The organism is Amycolatopsis sp. cg9, assembly GCF_041346945.1.
Lineage (GTDB): Bacteria > Actinomycetota > Actinomycetes > Mycobacteriales > Pseudonocardiaceae > Amycolatopsis.
The window spans coordinates 2757283-2774202 of sequence record NZ_CP166850.1; the positions used below are offsets into that span (position 1 = coordinate 2757283).

Below are 16920 nucleotides of genomic sequence, written 5' to 3' on the forward strand. Positions count from 1 at the left end.
GTCGGCGTCCCTAGGCCGTCATCGCTTCGAGGAACTCCTGGGTCTCCGGGTCGGTCGAGTAGACGCACGTTCCGCGCATGCCGCGGGTCAGCAACACCTTGTACGTGTGGGCGATGAGCGTCTTGAAGTAGAGGTCGTTCGCCTTCGCCTTCTTGACCTCGTCGTCGTGCGAGCTTTCGGCGTCGGCCACCCATTCGTCGCGCCGGCGCACGAAGTCGGGGCCGAAGATGACTCCCGACCAGTCGTATTCGAAGCCCTGCGCCGTGTAGACGCAGCCGACCTGGCCGAACCCGCGCGGGTCGGTCGCCCAGAAGTGCGAGGGCGGGACGCCGGGCACCGCTTTCTCCGGGCGCGCGTTCCACGGACGTTCCCACCCGGCGATGGTGACGTCCTTGGCCAGTTCGAGGCGGTCGCCCGTGCGGACCGGTTCCTTGCTCCAAGGCCAGCAGAAGCCGGCCGAGACGCGGGCGGTGCCGCCGTACTCGTTTCGCTGCCGGAGCAGCCAGTTCTCGAGCGACTCGGGCGTCGCCGCGGTGGCCACCACCAGGTTCTGGTCCTTCGGCGTGGCGATCTTGCTCCAGGGCACGGGATCGAGACCGCCGAGGCCGAGGAGCCGGGCGACCCAGGCGTCGAACCGGGGCGACCCGCCGCACCGGAACTGGCTTTCGAGCCGGACCACCTCGCACTCGTAGCCGTTCGCCGTCGCCGCGGCCTCGATCTCACGTCGCGAACCCATTTCCCCCGGCCGGACGGTCTGCTTCTCGTCGAGGAGGAAGACCGGCACCTTGGCCGCGGTGATGAGTTCGTCGATCTGTCTGCCTGCTTGCTCACGCACGTGCTTGGGGGTGTAGCGCTTCACGCTGGTTTCGCGGATGCGGTGCGCCTCGTCGCAGATGAGGGCGTCGAGTTCCCGAGCCGGAGCCGTCATGTAGTCGTTGAAGTACCGGAAGCCGCCCATCTTGCCGCCGGACCGCGAACCGCTGACCTTCCGGAGCGTGTTCGTGAACGAGCGCGAGCCGGTGGCGTGTTCGACGAGGTACCCGCGGCTGCTCAGGTCCTTCTTCAGCTTGAGGGCGATCGCGCTCTTCCCCGAACCCGGCCCGCCGAGCACGACCACCGCCTTGGGGGTTCCGGTGGCACGCGCGTGGTGGACGGCCCGGAGGACCTCCTGGTAGGCCACCTCCTGTTCGTCCAGGAGGACGAGGCTCTGGTTGACGGTCCTCGTTTCGACGTCGATCAAGAAGCCGGGATTGTGGTGGAGGCCCAGGAACTCGTCGCCCGCTTGCCGGGTCCTCGCCTGATCGTCGCCCGCTTTGAAGAGCGAACGCAAGTGGTACTGCAAGTCGGTACGGCGTTCCGGGGAAAACACGGCGACCAGGTCGGAATGGTCGTACCGATCGAACCAGGTGGCGTTGTCGATGCCGTACACGTACGCGAAGCCGTGCACGCTCCGCGGGTTTTCGGCGAGCTTGGGTGCCGAAGTGAGCAGGTACTCGCAGTACTGCCGCACCTGGGCGGCGGGATGCAGGACCAAGGCGTTCCCGACGCGGATGAGCTCGTCGGTCTCCTGCTCCACATCGTCCGGCGAGGCCAGCTTGACCAGCATGTAACTGGGTTCTTCGGTGTGCGGGTTGTGTCCGCAGAGCACCAGGTCGACATGCTTCGGGCTCTTGCCGAGTCGCGGCTCGACGATGACGTCCAGAGAGCCCAAGGAGGCGTCTACGAGATCCGACAAAAGGTTCGGAAGACCGTTCGTCCACCGCCCGGGCTCCGGTTCGCGACCGCCGGAATCGCCGACGGTGTCCGAACCCTCCGCCAATATCCGCTGGAGCCTGCCTGTCTTGGCGTCGGCCAGCAGTTCCCGGGCGGTGCGTCGGATGAGCGGCATTGTCCCCCACATGTGCACGCGTGATCTCATGCGCGGGTGGGGACAGCGACGGAGTTTCCTCCGGTGTCCGTCGGGCCGCATTCGGCGTCGATATTAGTGGATCAGTACCGGTTCCCGTGGGCGTGTTCCGCATCCGGATTTCGGTAGCGTCGGGGTGGTGCCGAGACTGATCCACTTGAACGGGCCGTCCGGGATCGGGAAGTCCACGATCGCGCGGGCCTACGCCGAGCGGCATCCCGGGGTGCTGAACCTCGACACCGATCGGGTCGTCTGCCTCATCGGGGGTTGGCGGGAGACCTTCTTCGAGACCTTCCGGGCCGCGCAGCTGCTCACCCGGGCCATGGCGGAGACGCACCTGAAGACCGGGCACGACGTCGTCATGCCGCAGCTCGCCACGCGCGTCGTCGACGTCGAGGCCTTCGAGCGCGTCGCCGCGGACTGCGGGGCCGAGTACCGGGAAATCCTGCTCACCGCCGGCAAGCCCGTTGCCACGGAGCGGTTCGCCGCGCGGGCCGCCGGTGGGGATGCCGCGACCAAGGGTGTCGACGACGTCGTGAACTCGCGGGGTGGCACCGCGCTGGTCGAGCGGATCCACGACCAGCTCGCCGCCTACCTCCCGCAGCGGCCCGGGTGCGTCGTCGTCGCGACCGACGGGCGGGCGCCCGAGGAGACCTACGACGCCGTCGTCGCCCACCTGCGCGGGCGGTGAGGCGGTCCGGTTCACTGGTCGGCATGGCGGGCATCCCGGAATTCGCGCTGCGGCAGATCGAGCGCTGGTGTGCCCGGCGCGTGCCCGAACACCTGCGGGACCAGCTGCGCGTCGAGTGCCGCACGCGGGGGCGGGCCGTCACCATCTTCGAGCTGCGGGCCGGGAGCGAGCAGAAGATCGCGCAGCTGCGCGTCGACGACTTCGGGATCTGGTCGGTGTTCTGGGCCGACCGGAACGGGCGCTGGCTGTCCCACCCGGACGCGCCCGTCGCCAGTACACCGCCGCCGTTGCTGGCCGAAATCGAACGGCGCTGCGAGCGGGACTAGGCGGGTGGCGGGAAGCGGACCTCGTTGCGGTCGATCTTCGCGTGCGCCGCGGCCGGCAGGTCGACGCCGAGGCGGTCCGCCAGCTGCAGCAGGTACAGCGTGACGTCCGCGATCTCGTCGAGCACCTTCGCCTCCAGTTCCGCGTCTTCGCGCCACGCGTCGGACTCCTCCGGCGTCAGCCACTGGAACAGCGAGGTCAGTTCGCCCACCTCACCCGAGAGCGCCATCACGAGGTTTTTCGGGGTGTGGAACGGCTCCCAGGCGCGGGCCGCCGCGAAGCCGCGCAGGCGCTGGGTCACGTCGTCGAAGGTCACGCGGCGATTGTGCCCGGTCGTCACGGTGCGCTAACGGCCGTATGGCGGATTGTCGTTGACCGGTGAATCTCTCACTCAATAGGTTGCACTTCGTCGGGGATGCTTGCGGGGCCCAGGGCTGGGAAAGGAACGTCTTGAAGTACCTGCGATCCGTCCGCGGCCGCATGCTGGGCATCGCGCTCATCCCCGGCAGTGCTCTCGTCGTCGTGGCGATCGTCATCACCGCTTTCCTGGTCCACCAAGCGGTTCGCACGCGCGACCTCGCGGTGGAGACGGCGAACGCGGCCGACCGGACGGCCCGGTCCGTGGTCGCGTTGCAGGCGCAGCGGAGCGCGGCGATGGCCGCGCCGGAACTGCGGACCGCCGCGTACGCGAGCTACACCCAGCGGATCGACACCGCCATCGCCGGGCTGCGCGACTACGTCCGCCGCGCGCCGGACGCCGAATCGGCCTACCAGCAGACAACCGCCGTCGAGCTGCTTTCCGTCGCCGAAGGCATGGACCGCTCCGATTCCCTCGCGCTGGCGGGGCTCGACGGTGTCACGCGGCGGCCGTACGCCTCCGCCGTCGCGGCGTACCGGGCCGGGCTGACGCGGGTCGCGCCGCAGCTCACCGACAGTGGCCGGACGGTTTACGAGTCGCTCACCCGCAGCGCCGACTGGAGCAGGCTGGCCGCCGCCGAAGACGCGTTCGCCACGGCCGAACCGCTGCCCGTGCCCGAATCCACGTGGCGCAGCGCCGCCTACACCGTTTCCGAGCAGCTCGGCCGGCTCTACACCCAGCAGAGCCAGTACGCCGTGCAGCTCACGCTCGACGACGGCCGCCGCACGCTCGCCGGCGCGCTCTCCGCCGGGACCGCGCTGCTGCTGTGCGCGGTGCTCCTGCTGATCGTCGTGCGGCGGCTCGTGGCGCGGGTGCCGGTGCCGGTCGTCCCGATCATGGTCCCGACGGTGCGCTCGGCCATCCCGCGACCCCGCCACGCACGGTCACGACGGCCGAAGGTGCCCGAGCCGTGGCCGCTGAAAGCCGTGCTCGACGACTTGCGCCGTCAGTGAAGGCCTCACCGAGAGTCACGGATTACTCCGAAAAGAGCACGCGGTTGGCCCACACGCCAGCTTGCCGGGCTCGGGCAGACTGGTGCGCGTGAGTCCCCACTCGGATCTTCGCCCCTACCTGCGCACTTTGGACGCGGAGACGCTGGCGGACCTGCTGCACGCCCAAGCCGAGCGTGACCCTGAGTTGCGGCACTCGCTCGAACTGCGCGCCGCGACCCAATCCGGTGACGTCAGCGAGGCGCACCGCCTGCTGGACACCGCGGTGACCGACGGGAACGTCGAGTACACCGCGAAGATCGGCGCCGTCCTGGACACGCTGCAGCGGATGCTCGACGCCGGCAGCCGCGCGGACCTGGCGCCGCTGGCCCGGCGCACGGTCGACGACATCAGCGAAGTGCTCGAACAGGCCGGTGACCACACCGGCGACCTCGGCGAGCGGCTGGACCGGGCCGTCGAGCTGTACGCCCGCGCGTGCGCCGCCCGGCCGCCGGATCCGGAGAAGCTGGCCGCGTGGATCGTCGAAGTCGAGTTCGACGGCCCGGGCTGGCCGGTGATCGACCTCGCCGACTTCGCGACCGCGCTGGGGGAACGCGGGCTCAAGCTGATCAAGACCGCGGTGGACGACGTGCTCGGCGCGAGCGGCCCCGGCCACCGCCGGGACGTGGCCGAACGGCTGCGGGAGCAGCTGGCCGAGGTGCTCGGCGACGTCGACGAGCTGGTCGCGATCCTGTCCGCCAAGCCGCCGCGGGTGGACGTCAGCCTCAAGATCGTCCGGGTCCTGCGGGCCGCGGGACGGCACAGCGAAGCCATCGCGCACGCCGCCCGCGCCCTCACCCACGACAAGCAGCCGGCGCCGCGCCCGGAGCCCGACGACGAGACCTCCCGCCGCCGCAAGGACTTCGACGCCCGGCCGGACCGCGAGACGTACGCCGCGCTGCGCGAAGCCGCGCAGGCCGCGGGCAAGTGGACGGCGCTGCGCCGGGACGCGCTGGCTAGCCTGCGCGAACGCGCCGCCGAGGGCGGGGCCGACGAGCTCGTCCGCGTCCTGCTCGACGACGGCCGGCCCGACGAAGCCTGGCGTGCCTGCGTCCGGTTCGGGGCGGCGCCGGAGCTCAAGCTCGAACTGGCCGAGCTGCGCGCCACCGAGCACCCGGCCGAGACCATCCCGGTCTTCCGCGAGCACGTCGACGAGCTGATCGAGCGCAAGGACCCGCAGGCCTACCAGGAAGCCGCGCGCCGGCTGAAGTTGTTGCGCGGCTTGCACAAGCGCGCCGAAACGGCGGACGAATTCACCGCTTACCTCGCCGCGCTGGTGGAAACCCACCGCCGGAAAACCCGCCTGATCACGGAAATCCGGGCCGCGCGAATCGCCTTGCCCAAAGCCGTAACCTCCGCGCGCACACCTCGTTGACCGGGGTGAACCGGTGTGCACGTGCACCGGGACACCGCGAGCCCGCCAGAGTGGCGACGCCCTGGCCAGCGACGTCGCGGTGGCCCTGTTCCGTCGCCCCCGCCCGGCGCCTCCCCGCCGGGCACGCGACGGGACCCGCGCCAGGGCCACCGCGACCGGCTCGCCGGTAGGTGAAAACATGAGTCCATGAGCCCGGTGAGTCGTGCCCGCAAGAGGCAGCCGCAGCCCGTCACCCACAGCGTGACCGGCCTGTTCAAGGACGTCCTGAACGACTTCTCGGCGCTGGGTGCCGAGCCCGCGCCGGTCGACGTCGAGCTGCTCGCTTCCGAGGTGCTCGGCCAGTTCCGCGACGTGCCCGTCGAGGACGGCGAAGAGTCCCTCGGCCTGGAGCTGATCGGCTTCGCGCAGCGCAAGATCACCCCGGGCGCCGCCGCGCTGCTGGCCGCGCTGAAGGTCGTCGCCGAAACCGACGTCGAGCGCAAGGCCGCCGAAGACGGCCTGCAGGTCGTGCTCGGCCGGGGCATCCCCGCCCCGGCCTGGGCCGCCGGCCTGGGCCGCGTGACCGCCGGCGAGTGCTGGCGGACCGGCGACGTCTACGGCGACGAGTCCTCCCTGCTCTGCGTCTTCTCCCACGGCGACCAGGCGTACGGCCTGCTCGCGCTGCTCGACTTCACCGAGGGCGGCCGGGTGCGGGACCTCGTCGTGATCGAGCAGCCCGCCGACGTCCTCGGCGAAATGCGCGAGCAGGCCGAAGCGGACCCGGAGCTGGTCGTCTTCGAAGCGGTCGCCCCGGCCGAGGCGCACCGCCTGATCGCGGACGGCCTCGCCGCGACCGACCACCTCGAGGACGCCGACGTCAGCGAGGACTACGCGCGCTTCCACGCGGTCGCGCTCACCTGGTGCCGCGCGCTGCCGGAGCCCGCGCTCGTGCCCGAGGTGGCCGTCTGGTCCGAAGCCGAGCGGGCCGCGGTCGTCGAGCAGTTCGTCGTGGCGAGCGAGGAGGACGCCGACGCCGCTCGCGCGCTCGGCCGCCTGCTGCTGGAGCACGGGCTGCGCACCGACCCGGCGAACCCGCTGCGCGTCGGCCCGGAGAAGATCGCGCGGTTCCTCGAGGGCCTGCTTGGCGAGGAGTACGAGCTCGACGCCGACCACGAGGAAGCCGTCGAGCCGGTCGTGCTGGCCTGGGTGCAGTGGACGGCCGAGCGGGCCGGGCTGACCGAGACCGCCGTCGCCGCGCTCGACGAGGCCGTCGCCGACTACCTCAGCGAGTACGCCGACGAGGACGACTCCCCGCTGGAGCGCTACTTCGGCGGCGTCGGCGACCTGTCGCCGAGCGAGCTGGCCGACGCGCTGGAGCGCCGGATGTTCGCCGTGCCGTCGCTGACCACGGAGATCGACGAAGAAGAGGTCGACCTCGACCCCACCGACCCCGAGCAGCGCCGGGCGCTCGTCATCGCCGAAGCCGACGAAGACGAGGAAGAGCAGCGGCTGATCCTGCGCGCGACCATCGTCGACCAGCTGTGGGACGACGAGCCCGCCGAGGTCTGGCAGACCGTGGAGCGCCTGCGGGAGGGCGAGCTCGACCGCGACGAGATCTTCGAGCAGCTGATCGACGCGCTGGACGGCAGCCTGGTGGACGGCGAAACGCTGGAGTACGACCCGGACGCCTACCTCGAGGCGCTCGGCGAACTCTGACGGCTACGGGAGGGGGCCCGCCGGCTCGGCGGGCTTCACCGCTTTGCGGCGGCGCTCCTGCAGCCGGTCGTCGAAGTCCACGACGAACGTCCCGGCGGCCATCGCGAGCAGCAAGGCCAGACCGAGCACCGCACCGACCCACGTGAGGATCATCGAGAACATCGTGGGCCTCCTCCCCAGCTCAGAGCCGTTTTCCGGACTCCTTCAGGGTCGCTTTCCGAACGGGCGTCCGGTATCGGCCAACCGGTTAGGCCTCACCGCACGCCCTCGGCCGATCGGCCGGTGTTTCGGGGCGCAGCGTGGGGATGGTGCGCGTGTGGGTGACGAAATCAGAGCTTGCGGAGCCGGACGCGGTTGATCGCGTGATCGCAGTCCTTGCGCAGCACGAGCGTCGCCCGGGGCCGGGTCGGCTTGATGTTCTCCATCAGGTTCGGCTCGTTGATCGAGCGCCACAGGTGCTTCGCCTCGGCGCGGGCCTCGTCGTCCGGCAGGCCGGCGAAGTGGTGGAAGTGCGACGCCGGGTCCGCGAACGCCGTGTGCCGCAGCTCCAGGAACCGCTCGATGTACCAGCGCTGGATGTCGTCGGTGTGCGCGTCGACGTAGATCGAGAAGTCGAAGAGGTCGGACACCATCAGCCGCGGCCCCGGCTGCAGCACGTTCAGGCCCTCGAGGATGAGGATGTCCGGCTGCTGCACGACCTGCTCCTGGCCGGGCAGGATGTCGTAGGCCAGGTGCGAGTACACCGGCGCGGCGACGCGCTCGGCCCCCGACTTGACGTCGGTGACGAACCGCAGGAGCGCGCGGCGGTCGTAGCTCTCCGGGAAGCCCTTGCGGTGCATGATCCCGCGGCGCATCAGCTCGGCGCGCGGATAGAGGAACCCGTCGGTGGTGACCAGGTCTACGCGGGGGTGGTCCGGCCAGCGGGCGAGCAGCGTGCGCAGGATGCGGGCGGTGGTCGACTTGCCGACCGCCACGCTGCCCGCGATGCCGATCACGAATGGGACCTTCGTGCCGCGGGAGTCGTCACCGAGGAACGTCGTCGTCGCTTCGTAGAGCCGCTGGCGTGCGGCGACCTGCAGGTTGATCAGGCGGGAGAGCGGCAGGTAGACGTCGGCGACCTCGGCCAGGTCGACCTGCTCGCCGAGCCCGCGCAGCCGCAGCAGCTCGGCCGCGGTCAGCGGCAACGGTGTCGAACTCCGCAGTTCTTTCCACTGTTCCCGGTGCAGCTCGACATACGGGCTGAGTTCGCGGACCCGGGTCATCGCACACTCCTCCGGCCGTCGCCTGCACTGGCGCACGTTTCACCTGCGTGATTAACGGTAGGGCTTACGACGGGTGAACGCGCTGTGATGTAGTCCACCCCCTGACTTTCAGGGGTTACCGCGGGTAACGGTTCTCGAAGACCTCGTCCCACGCGGCCGCGACCTGCCGGGCGCACGTCGCCGGCGCGACGCCGCCCACGCCGGTGCCCAGGCCCGGCATCGCGATGGTGCCGACGTGCTCGCGCACCGGCCCGTCGTCGAGTTGCCCGTCGCGCCACTGGAGGAACACGGCGCGGGCGGCGAGGTAGGGGTGGACGGTGTCGGCGGGCAGCAGCTCGCCGGGCCCGCGCATGGTCGGCGCGCTGATCAGCCAGGCCGGCTCGGGCTCGCCGGTCGGCACGACCACGGCCTCGCCGATCGGCAGCTCGCCGCCGTGGAAGGCCAGGACAGCGCTGCGGACGCGCTGCTCCACCTCGGGGAACGCCCGCGCGTAGACGGCGTCGATGCCGCCGCGCATCCAGCCGTAGGAGTTGGCCGGGCTGACCACGGCCTGCGCGACGACGTCGAGCACCGACCCGCGGTGCACCCGGACCCGGCCGGCCAGTTTTTCCACGGCGGCGGTCCAGGCGGTGGCGAGTGGTTCATCGACGGCGCACAGCACCAGCTCGGGGGTCCGAGGGGAGACCGGCGGGTGTGCGTCCCCGCGGCCGGTGTGCGTGCCGGAGTCGGCGGTCACACCCCCCAGCATCGCAAAAAACGCCACCCGGCGTAACCGCTTCGCGTACCGGCTGTCCGAGTGAAAGTCACCACCGTCGGGCCCCGTAACCTGGGCGCTGTGTCACGGATCGCATACTTCGGCCCCCGGGGGACCTTCACCGAACAGGCCGCGCGGGCGCTCGCCCCCGGCGAAGAGCTGCTTCCGGTCGAGACCGTCCGGCAGGCGCTGACGACCGTCCGGGACGGCGGGGCGGACGCCGCCTGCGTGCCGATCGAGAACTCGGTCGAAGGTGTCGTGCCCGCGACGCTCGACGCGCTCAGCGAGTCCACCCCGCTGGTCGCCGTCGCCGAAGCCATCCTGCCGATCCACTTCAGCGTGCTGACCCGGCCCGGCGGCGGCGAGATCCGGACCGTCGCGAGCCACCCGCACGCCTTGGCCCAGGTCCGCGAGTGGCTCGAAGCGAACCTCCCGGGCGCGCACCCGGTGGCCTCGTCGTCGACGTCGGCGGCCGCGGTCGGGGTGCTCGAGGGCCAGTTCGACGCCGCGGTCTGCGCGCCGGTCGCGGTCGAGCACTACGACCTGGAGGTGCTGGCCACCGAGGTCGCCGACGTCGGCGACGCGGCGACGCGGTTCCTGCTGGTCCGCCCGCCGGGCGAGCTGCCGGAGCCGACGGGCGCGGACCGGACGTCGGTGGTCGCCGCGGCCGTCAACCGCACCGGCACGCTCGCCGAGCTGCTCACCGCGCTGGCCGACCGCGGCATCAACCTGACCCGGCTCGACGCCCGGCCGACGCGCAACAACTTCGGCGAATACCGCTTCTTCATCGACTTCGAGGGCCACGTGGCCGAGCCGCGGATCCTCGACGCGCTGACGGCGTTGCGCCGGCACTGCCGCAACCTGCGGTTCCTCGGCTCGCACCCGCGCGCGGACGGCACCCGGTCCACGATCGAAGCCGGCGCCGGCAACGACGACTTCGTCGAAGCGGCGGTGTGGGCCGACGCGGTCCGCAAGGGGGAGCTGGCGTGAGGCTGCTGCTCATCCGCCACGGGCAGACCGACGGGAACGTCCGCGGCGCGCTCGACACCGCCCTCCCCGGGCCGCCGCTGACCGAGCTCGGCCGCCGGCAGGCCGCCGAGCTCGCGGAGCGGCTCGAGGGCGAGCCGCTGGTCGCGGTCTACGCGTCGCAGGCGACCCGCGCCCAGCAGACCGCGGCGCCGCTGGCCGCCCGGTTCGGCGTCGACGTGCAGGTCGTCGACGGTGTGCACGAGGTCGTCGCGGGCGATCTGGAGGGCGCGACCGACCACGCGTCCATCCGGGTCTACATGGAGACGGTCCGGCGCTGGACGCTCGGCGAGCTGGAGCCGGCGCTGCCCGGCGGCGAAAGCGGCACCAGCGTGCGCGCCCGGATGCTCGACGCGGTCGGCGCGCTGCGGGCCAAGCACGAGCAGGCCGACCCGGACGGCGTGGTCGCGCTGGTCTGCCACGGCGGCGCGATCCGGCTGGCCGGCGAGTGGCTGGCGCCGAACGTCCACGCCGACGTCGCCAACGCGGCGCTGATCCCGAACACCGGCCTGATCGAGCTGGAAGCGCGGCCGGGCGGGGAATGGCACTGCCTGACCTGGGTCGACACCCCGCTGTAAATCGCCACGAAAGTGTGATCCCGTCACGTTTGAGAAACGTTTGGTGGGGAATTAACGGTGCGAACCAACCTGCCGGAGATCCGTACGTCTACCCAGTAGCACCACACCAGGGAGGCGATTGACATGGTTCGGACGAAGCTTTCACGGTTTTTCCCGGTGGTCGCGGCTTCGGCGGGCGTTTTCGCGCTTTCCGCCTGCGGGGGCGGCGGGGCCACCCCCGCGGCGACCACTTCGACGCCGTCGACCTCGGCGTCGCCGACCTCCACCAGCGTCACCACGGCCACTTCGAGCCCCAGCAACTCGGCGCCGGCCTCGTCGCCGGTCGCCCAGCCCGCCGACAACGGGCTTTGCAAGGCCGGGGACGTCAAGCTCTCGCTCGGCCAGGGCGACGCCGGCGCCGGCTCGGTGTACCGGCCGCTGCTCATCACCAACTCGAGCGCCAAGCCGTGCACCATCCAGGGGTTCCCCGGCGTGTCCTACGTGGCAGGCGCGGACGGGCACCAGGTCGGCAAGGACGCGTTCCGCGAAGGCACCAAGGGCAACGCGGTCAAGCTGAACCCGGGCCAGACCGCGGTCGCCGACGTCCAGTTCGTCAACGTGCAGAACTTCGACCCCGGCACCTGCCAGCCGACCGCGGTGAAGGGCCTGCGGATCTACCTGCCGCAGGAGACGGCGTCGAACTTCCTGCCGTCCGAGGGCACCGGCTGCGCGAGCACGAAGATCCCCGGCAACCAGCTTTCGGTGAAGACCGTCCACCCCGCCTAAATGCGGCCGCAGATCTCCTTGGCCTCGGTCAGGTGCCGTTGCCCGGAGATGTCGTTGAAGTGCAGGCTCAGCACCATCCGGCTGACGCCGTCGATGTGGTCGGCCAGCGGCTGGTAGTTGGCGTTCACCTGGGCAGCGGCCGCGGAAAGGGCGCGGGCCGCCGTCATGCGCTGCAGCCGTTCCGCGCTGAGCCCGGGCGTCAGCGACGGCTGCGCGTCCCGGCTCGTGTCGGGCAGCTCGCCCACCCGGTCGAGCGCCTGGCACGCCGCGACGGCGTCGTCGAGCGCGCCGGCGTGCACCCCGGACAGCCCCCAGAGCAGCCCGAGCACGCTGCCGCCCAGCACGAACCCGGCGACCGCGCAGAGCACCAGCAGCCGGCGTGACGGCGGCGGTGCGGTGGGCTCGCCGGACTCACCGGACTCGGCCGGGGACTCGTCGAAGTCGGGACCGGCGTCGGTGCCGGTGCCGCTGTCCACGGTGCGCATGGTCGCCTCCTCACCACCTGGGTGAGGAGCTATTTCAGCTCACATTCACGGATCCTGGTGCATCAGCGCCGTGGCTGAGTCCGATTCGTCACCGAGCGGGAACCGCCGCAGCGCCCCGAACGCGAACGCGGCGATCACCAGCATGGCCACGCCCGACGCGGCGAACGTCCGCGCGGCCGAGCCGAGCACCCCGGTCAGCACCCCGCCCAGCAGGGCGCCGAGCGGGATCGCGCCCCAGACGACCGTGCGCCACACGCCGAGCACCCGGCCCAGCAGCTCGTCCGGCACGAGCGTGTGCCGCGCGGTCGCGAGCACGACGTTCACCGCGACGACCGCGGCCGCGAACAGGCCGAACAGCGCGGCCCCCGCGACCGGCGAGCGCACCAGGCCCATCCCGCCGAACCCGGCGCCGCAGCAGACGACCCCGCCGACGACCACCGCGCGCCGGCCGGCCGCGCGGACCAGCCGCGGGGCGAGGCCCGCGCCGGCGAGCCCGCCGATCCCGCCCACGAACGCGAAGAACCCGAAGGCCGCGTCCGACAGGTGCAGGTCGTCGAGCGCGTACAGCACCAGCTGCGCCTGCGCGAGCTCGCTGACCAGGCTGAGCAGGCCGGCGACGACGACCAGCCGCAGCAGCAGCGGGTGCCCGCGCAGCCAGCGCAGGCCGTCGGCCAGCTCGGTGCGCAACCGCGTCGGCTGCTCGTCGCCGCGGCCGCGGTAGGTACCGGCTAGCCCGAGCAGCACCGCGGCCGCGATCGCGAACCCCGCGGAGTTGAGGACGAACGGGAAGGCGGCGAAGAGGGCGAACGCCAGGCTCCCGATCGGGCCGCCGAGGAACGTCTGGCCGACGATCTCGCACGCCTGCAGCTTGCTGTTGGCCGCGTCGAGCGAGCCGTCGCCGACGACCGCCGGGACCAGCGCGTTCGCCGCGCTGTCCGCGATCGTCTCGGCCGTCCCGATGACCAGCGCGATCAGGTAGACCAGCCAGATCGTCATCCCGCCGGCGGCGACCAGCACGGCCAGCACGCCGACCGCGGCCGCGCGGGCGGCGTTCGCGACGACCATCGCGCGCCGCCGGTCGATCCGGTCGACCAGCGCCCCGGCGACGGCGGCGAACAGCAGCCACGGCAGGAACTGGGTGGCGGACAACCCGGCGATCAGCACCGGGTCGTGGGTGAGGGTCGTGGCCAGCAGGGGCAGCGCCACCTTGCCGATGCCGTCGCCGAGGTTCGAAACCGCGCTCGACGTCAGCAGCCACGGGAGTCTCCGCGGGTTGTCCATCGGGGCCCCCAGCACGTATCGCAGTCACCCAATGACTTCTGGTGACAGGATAAGCGTGCCGTCACCCGATGGGGTTACGGTGCGGGCTCAGCCCCAGCCGAGTTCGTGCAGGCGGGCGTCGTCGATGCCGAAGTGGTGGCCCAGCTCGTGCACCACCGTGATCAGGACTTCTTCGACGACCTCGTCCTCGTCCTCGCACATCGAGAGGATCGGCTGCCGGTAGATCGAGATCCGGTCGGGCAGCACCCCGCCGTACGACGACGTCCGCTCGGTCAGCGCGATCCCGTGGTAGAGCCCGAGGATGTCCGGCGCTTCGTCGTTGAACTCCTCGACGAGCACGACGACGTTGTCCATCGCCCGCGCGAACTCGGGCGGCACCTCGTCCAGCGCTGCCGAGACCAGTTCCTCGAACCGCTCCCGGCTCATCTCGACCGGCATCAGCCGTTCTTCTTCGTCGACGGCGGGGCCGAGCTCGACGTGGCCGGGCCGCCACCCCCGTCCGACGGTGGGCCGCCGTCCTGGGGCTGGCCGCCGTCGGGACCGGCGGGGGCGGCCTTGACGCTGCCGGTGACCGCCTGCAGGCCGCTCTTGTCCGGCAGGAGCGCCGCCACCTTGCAGTTGACCTTGGCCGAGCCCGCGTCCCAGCTCTCCTGCTCCCGCAGGTCCCAGGTCAGGATCAGCTTCTTCTGATCGAGGTCGGCGCCGCCGGTGTAGTCCGCCGCGGCCTTGTTGCACTCGGTGTCGAGCCAGGCCTTCTGGTCGTCCTGCTTCGGGTAGCCGTCCTTGAACTTCGTCTTGAGGTCGAGGGTCGCGACGATCTCGTAGGAGTGCGGCTTGGCGCAGTCGAGTGGGTCGCCGACGCCCTTGCCCTGCAGCGCCAGGCAGGTGCCGGGCTCGAAGACCAGCGACTGGTCCTGCTCCTTGGCCGGCCCGGTCGTCGGCAGCAGCTTGCCGCCGGGGCCCGCCCACTGCAGGCCGCACCGCAGCTGGCGGTCGCCGTCGTCCCACTGCGACGGCGTCGGGCGCAGCAGGTTCGTCGTGAGCTTCCCGTACGGATCGAGGTTGTGGCCGAGGTACGGCTTCACGTCCGCGGTGCACTTCTGCTGCGCGATCTGCTGCCACTGGTCGAGCGACGGCACCGGCGCGCCCTCGGGGAACTGGGCGCCGATGTCCGCCAGCGCGGTCACCTCGAACAGGTGCGGCTCGGTGCAGGCCACCTTCCGCGCGTCGCTCGCGTCCGGGTTGTCCCAGGTCAGGCAGCTGCCGGGCGGCGAGTGGAACGCCTCCTGGGCGGCCGCGGACAGCTTGCCGGCGCCACCGCCGGAGCCGCCGGTGATGCCGTCGCTCCAGGAGAACACGACGCTGAGGGCGAGCGCGATGAGCGCGCCCGCGAAGATCCCGCCCATCACGACGCGGGTGCGCAGCGTCTGCGTGGCGGTGGGGAACCGATCGGCGCTGGGAGACATCGCAGTCCATGATGCCCGCGCCGCGCGCGACGTGCGCGATCCGGGTGGTTAGGGTGGGTCACGGTTTCGTGGTGGCCGGGATTACGGAGCGCACATGACGCAGGACAGCAACACTGGGGACCAGCCGCCCCCCGAGCCGCCGAAGCGCGGTTCGATGAGATTCCAGGACTCGAACACGCAGCCCAAGCAGCCGTCGGTCGCCGAGCAGCGGGCGCGGCAGCAGGCGCTCGCGCAGGAGGAACGCGACCAGGAGCTGGCCCGCCAGGCCGACGCCAAGGCGGCGACCCGGCGCAAGATCCTGATCGGCAGCGGGGTCACGGTCGGGCTCGTCGGCCTGGTCGCGACGTTCTACACGGTCGCCAGGCCCACCGGCAGTGTCACGGCGGTCTGCACCGACAAGGACGGCATCGTCCAGAACGACGACTACTGCGACGACAACTACGTCACCAGCCACGGCGGCTACCACAGCGGCGGCTTCCTGTTCCTGCCGATCAACACCGGCGGCTACCAGAGCTACCGCTACAACTACGGCGGCACCGGCACGATCGGGCAGCGCGTCTCCGGGGGCTCGTACGACGCGCCCTCGTCGCGGACCAGCGTGAACACGAAGTCCGGCAAGTCCGTCCAGCGCGGCGGCTTCGGCATCAGCGGGAAGAGCGGCAGCACCGGGGGCACCGGCGGCAGCGGCAAGAGCGGGGGATCGTAGGTGTACCGGGACCGGCGCGAGCCGCGGCGTGACTGGCAGCGGATCGTCGAGGAGCAGGGACTCGTCTACGGCACGCCGGCCCGCGACAGCAGCGGCCGGGTGCGGCCGTACTGGGACGAGTCCGTGCACTACGTCTTCGAAATGGACGAGGTCCTCTCGCTCGAAGCCGACGTCGAACTGCTGCACTCGATGTGCCTCGAGGCCGTCGACAACGTCGTGACCACCGAGGGCTACCAGCGGTTCGGCATCCCGGAGTGGGTCTGGCCGCACATCGCCGAGTCGTGGAAGCGGCAGGACCCGCACGTCTACGGCCGGTTCGACCTGCGCTACGACGGCAAGTCGCCGGCGAAGCTGCTGGAGTACAACGCGGACACGCCGACCACGCTGCTCGAGGCGTCGCTGCTGCAGTGGCACTGGAAGACCGACGTCTTCCCGGACGACGACCAGTGGAACTCGATCCACGAGAAGCTCGTCGAGCGGTGGTCCGAGCTCCAGGACAAGCTGCCGTCGAACGAGCTGCACTTCACCTGGTCCGCGGCCGACCCGACCGGCGAGGACAACGTCACCACGGCGTACCTGCAGGAGACGGCGGCCGAAGCCGGGCTCGACACGGTGGGGCTGGCGATCGAGGAGATCGGCTGGGACCCGCTGCTCAAGCGGTTCGTCGACCTCGAAGAGCAGCAGATGGCGACCGTGCTGAAGCTGTACCCGTGGGAGTGGGTGGTCGACGAGGAGTTCGGCCGCCACGCCGTCGAGTCGCTGCCGCGGACGCTGTGGATCGAGCCGCTCTGGAAGATGATCCTCTCCAACAAGACGCTGCTCGCGATCCTGTGGGAGAACTACCCGGGCCACCCGAACCTGCTGCCCGCCTTCGCCGACGACCCGGGCCTGCTCACCGAGTACGTCCGCAAGCCGAAGCTGGGCCGCGAGGGCGCGAACGTCCAGATCGTCGCGACCGGCTACGAGACCCAGACCGACGGCGTCTACGGCGCCGAAGGCTTCGTCTACCAGGCGTTCGACCCGCTGCCCGAGTTCGACGGGTACCGGCCGGCCCTCGGCGCGTGGATCGTCGGGGACAGCTCCGCGGGCCTCGGCATCCGGGAAACCGGGGGCCTGGTCACCGACGACGGTGCGGCATTCGTCCCACATCGCATCGTCGAGTCGTGATAGAACACCGTCGCTGATCAGCTCTTTTCCCC

General features: G+C 71.3%; 19 protein-coding genes. 10 read left to right on the forward strand and 9 right to left on the reverse strand.

Annotation, left to right across the window (positions count from 1 at the left end; translation table 11 throughout):
- Positions 1–10: 10 nt before the first annotated feature.
- Positions 11–1711 (reverse strand): DNA/RNA helicase domain-containing protein, encoded by a 1701-nt coding sequence (locus AB5J73_RS12970; protein ID WP_370969964.1) that lies wholly within the window; start codon positions 1709–1711, stop codon positions 11–13.
- A gap of 334 nt (positions 1712–2045) precedes the next feature.
- Between AB5J73_RS12970 and AB5J73_RS12975 the strand changes: the two genes are divergently transcribed.
- Both AB5J73_RS12975 and AB5J73_RS12980 read left to right on the forward strand, forming a co-directional pair.
- Positions 2046–2597: an AAA family ATPase gene (locus AB5J73_RS12975; RefSeq protein ID WP_370969965.1), complete on the forward strand. Its 552-nt coding sequence runs from the start codon at positions 2046–2048 to the stop codon at positions 2595–2597.
- A gap of 23 nt (positions 2598–2620) precedes the next feature.
- On the forward strand, positions 2621–2923 hold the full coding sequence (locus AB5J73_RS12980) for a DUF3024 domain-containing protein (protein ID WP_370969966.1): 303 nt from the start codon (positions 2621–2623) through the stop codon (positions 2921–2923).
- On the opposite strand, the gene AB5J73_RS12985 is transcribed toward AB5J73_RS12980, so the two are convergent.
- Positions 2920–3237 (reverse strand): nucleotide pyrophosphohydrolase, encoded by a 318-nt coding sequence (locus AB5J73_RS12985; RefSeq protein WP_086857376.1) that lies wholly within the window; start codon positions 3235–3237, stop codon positions 2920–2922. The two genes, AB5J73_RS12980 and AB5J73_RS12985, sit on opposite strands and share 4 nt — an antisense overlap.
- Before the next feature lie 134 nt (positions 3238–3371).
- Between AB5J73_RS12985 and AB5J73_RS12990 the strand changes: the two genes are divergently transcribed.
- The 3 genes from AB5J73_RS12990 (at position 3372) to AB5J73_RS13000 (ending at position 7398) form a co-directional block, all read left to right on the forward strand.
- Positions 3372–4292, forward strand: a complete 921-nt coding sequence (locus tag AB5J73_RS12990) for a nitrate- and nitrite sensing domain-containing protein (RefSeq protein WP_370969967.1) — start codon at positions 3372–3374, stop codon at positions 4290–4292.
- A gap of 88 nt (positions 4293–4380) precedes the next feature.
- The gene (locus tag AB5J73_RS12995) at positions 4381–5703 is read left to right on the forward strand and encodes a hypothetical protein (protein WP_370969968.1); all 1323 of its coding nucleotides are present in this window, start codon (positions 4381–4383) and stop codon (positions 5701–5703) included.
- 186 nt (positions 5704–5889) lie between these two features.
- Positions 5890–7398, forward strand: coding sequence for a hypothetical protein (locus tag AB5J73_RS13000; RefSeq protein ID WP_370969969.1), 1509 nt, complete (start codon positions 5890–5892; stop codon positions 7396–7398).
- A 3-nt stretch (positions 7399–7401) separates the two neighbouring features.
- Here the strand turns inward: AB5J73_RS13000 and AB5J73_RS13005 are convergent, their stop codons facing one another.
- From AB5J73_RS13005 to AB5J73_RS13015, 3 genes are all read right to left on the reverse strand, one after another.
- Positions 7402–7560, reverse strand: a complete 159-nt coding sequence (locus AB5J73_RS13005) for a hypothetical protein (RefSeq protein WP_370969970.1) — start codon at positions 7558–7560, stop codon at positions 7402–7404.
- Between the two features lie 167 nt (positions 7561–7727).
- Positions 7728–8660, reverse strand: a complete 933-nt coding sequence (gene coaA, locus AB5J73_RS13010; RefSeq protein WP_125306249.1) for a type I pantothenate kinase — start codon at positions 8658–8660, stop codon at positions 7728–7730.
- Positions 8661–8775: 115 nt separating this feature from the next.
- Positions 8776–9396, reverse strand: a complete 621-nt coding sequence (locus AB5J73_RS13015) for a macro domain-containing protein (RefSeq protein WP_370969971.1) — start codon at positions 9394–9396, stop codon at positions 8776–8778.
- A 99-nt stretch (positions 9397–9495) separates the two neighbouring features.
- On the opposite strand from AB5J73_RS13015, the gene pheA reads away from it, so the two are divergent.
- From pheA to AB5J73_RS13030, 3 genes are all read left to right on the forward strand, one after another.
- The gene (gene pheA, locus AB5J73_RS13020; protein WP_370969972.1) at positions 9496–10404 is read left to right on the forward strand and encodes a prephenate dehydratase; all 909 of its coding nucleotides are present in this window, start codon (positions 9496–9498) and stop codon (positions 10402–10404) included.
- Positions 10401–11018 carry a histidine phosphatase family protein gene (locus tag AB5J73_RS13025; protein WP_370969973.1) on the forward strand — a complete coding sequence of 206 codons (618 nt, stop codon included), beginning with the start codon at positions 10401–10403 and terminating at the stop codon, positions 11016–11018. The genes pheA and AB5J73_RS13025 overlap by 4 nt, the downstream gene beginning before the upstream one ends.
- A gap of 123 nt (positions 11019–11141) precedes the next feature.
- Positions 11142–11783, forward strand: a complete 642-nt coding sequence (locus AB5J73_RS13030; protein WP_370969974.1) for a DUF4232 domain-containing protein — start codon at positions 11142–11144, stop codon at positions 11781–11783.
- Here the strand turns inward: AB5J73_RS13030 and AB5J73_RS13035 are convergent.
- The 4 genes from AB5J73_RS13035 to AB5J73_RS13050 form a co-directional block, all read right to left on the reverse strand.
- Positions 11780–12268: a hypothetical protein gene (locus AB5J73_RS13035; protein ID WP_370969975.1), complete on the reverse strand. Its 489-nt coding sequence runs from the start codon at positions 12266–12268 to the stop codon at positions 11780–11782. The genes AB5J73_RS13030 and AB5J73_RS13035 overlap by 4 nt on opposite strands.
- Before the next feature lie 45 nt (positions 12269–12313).
- On the reverse strand, positions 12314–13549 hold the full coding sequence (locus AB5J73_RS13040) for an MFS transporter (protein ID WP_370969976.1): 1236 nt from the start codon (positions 13547–13549) through the stop codon (positions 12314–12316).
- An 87-nt stretch (positions 13550–13636) separates the two neighbouring features.
- Positions 13637–13987, reverse strand: coding sequence for a metallopeptidase family protein (locus AB5J73_RS13045; RefSeq protein ID WP_370969977.1), 351 nt, complete (start codon positions 13985–13987; stop codon positions 13637–13639).
- Positions 13987–15015: a septum formation family protein gene (locus AB5J73_RS13050; protein ID WP_370969978.1), complete on the reverse strand. Its 1029-nt coding sequence runs from the start codon at positions 15013–15015 to the stop codon at positions 13987–13989. The genes AB5J73_RS13045 and AB5J73_RS13050 overlap by 1 nt, the downstream gene beginning before the upstream one ends.
- Before the next feature lie 154 nt (positions 15016–15169).
- Here AB5J73_RS13050 and AB5J73_RS13055 point away from each other — a divergent pair, with 154 nt between their 5' ends.
- Both AB5J73_RS13055 and AB5J73_RS13060 read left to right on the forward strand, forming a co-directional pair.
- On the forward strand, positions 15170–15721 hold the full coding sequence (locus tag AB5J73_RS13055; protein ID WP_370969979.1) for a hypothetical protein: 552 nt from the start codon (positions 15170–15172) through the stop codon (positions 15719–15721).
- Positions 15722–16888 (forward strand): glutathionylspermidine synthase family protein, encoded by a 1167-nt coding sequence (locus AB5J73_RS13060; protein ID WP_370969980.1) that lies wholly within the window; start codon positions 15722–15724, stop codon positions 16886–16888. It begins immediately after the preceding gene.
- The last annotated feature ends 32 nt before the right edge of the window (positions 16889–16920 follow it).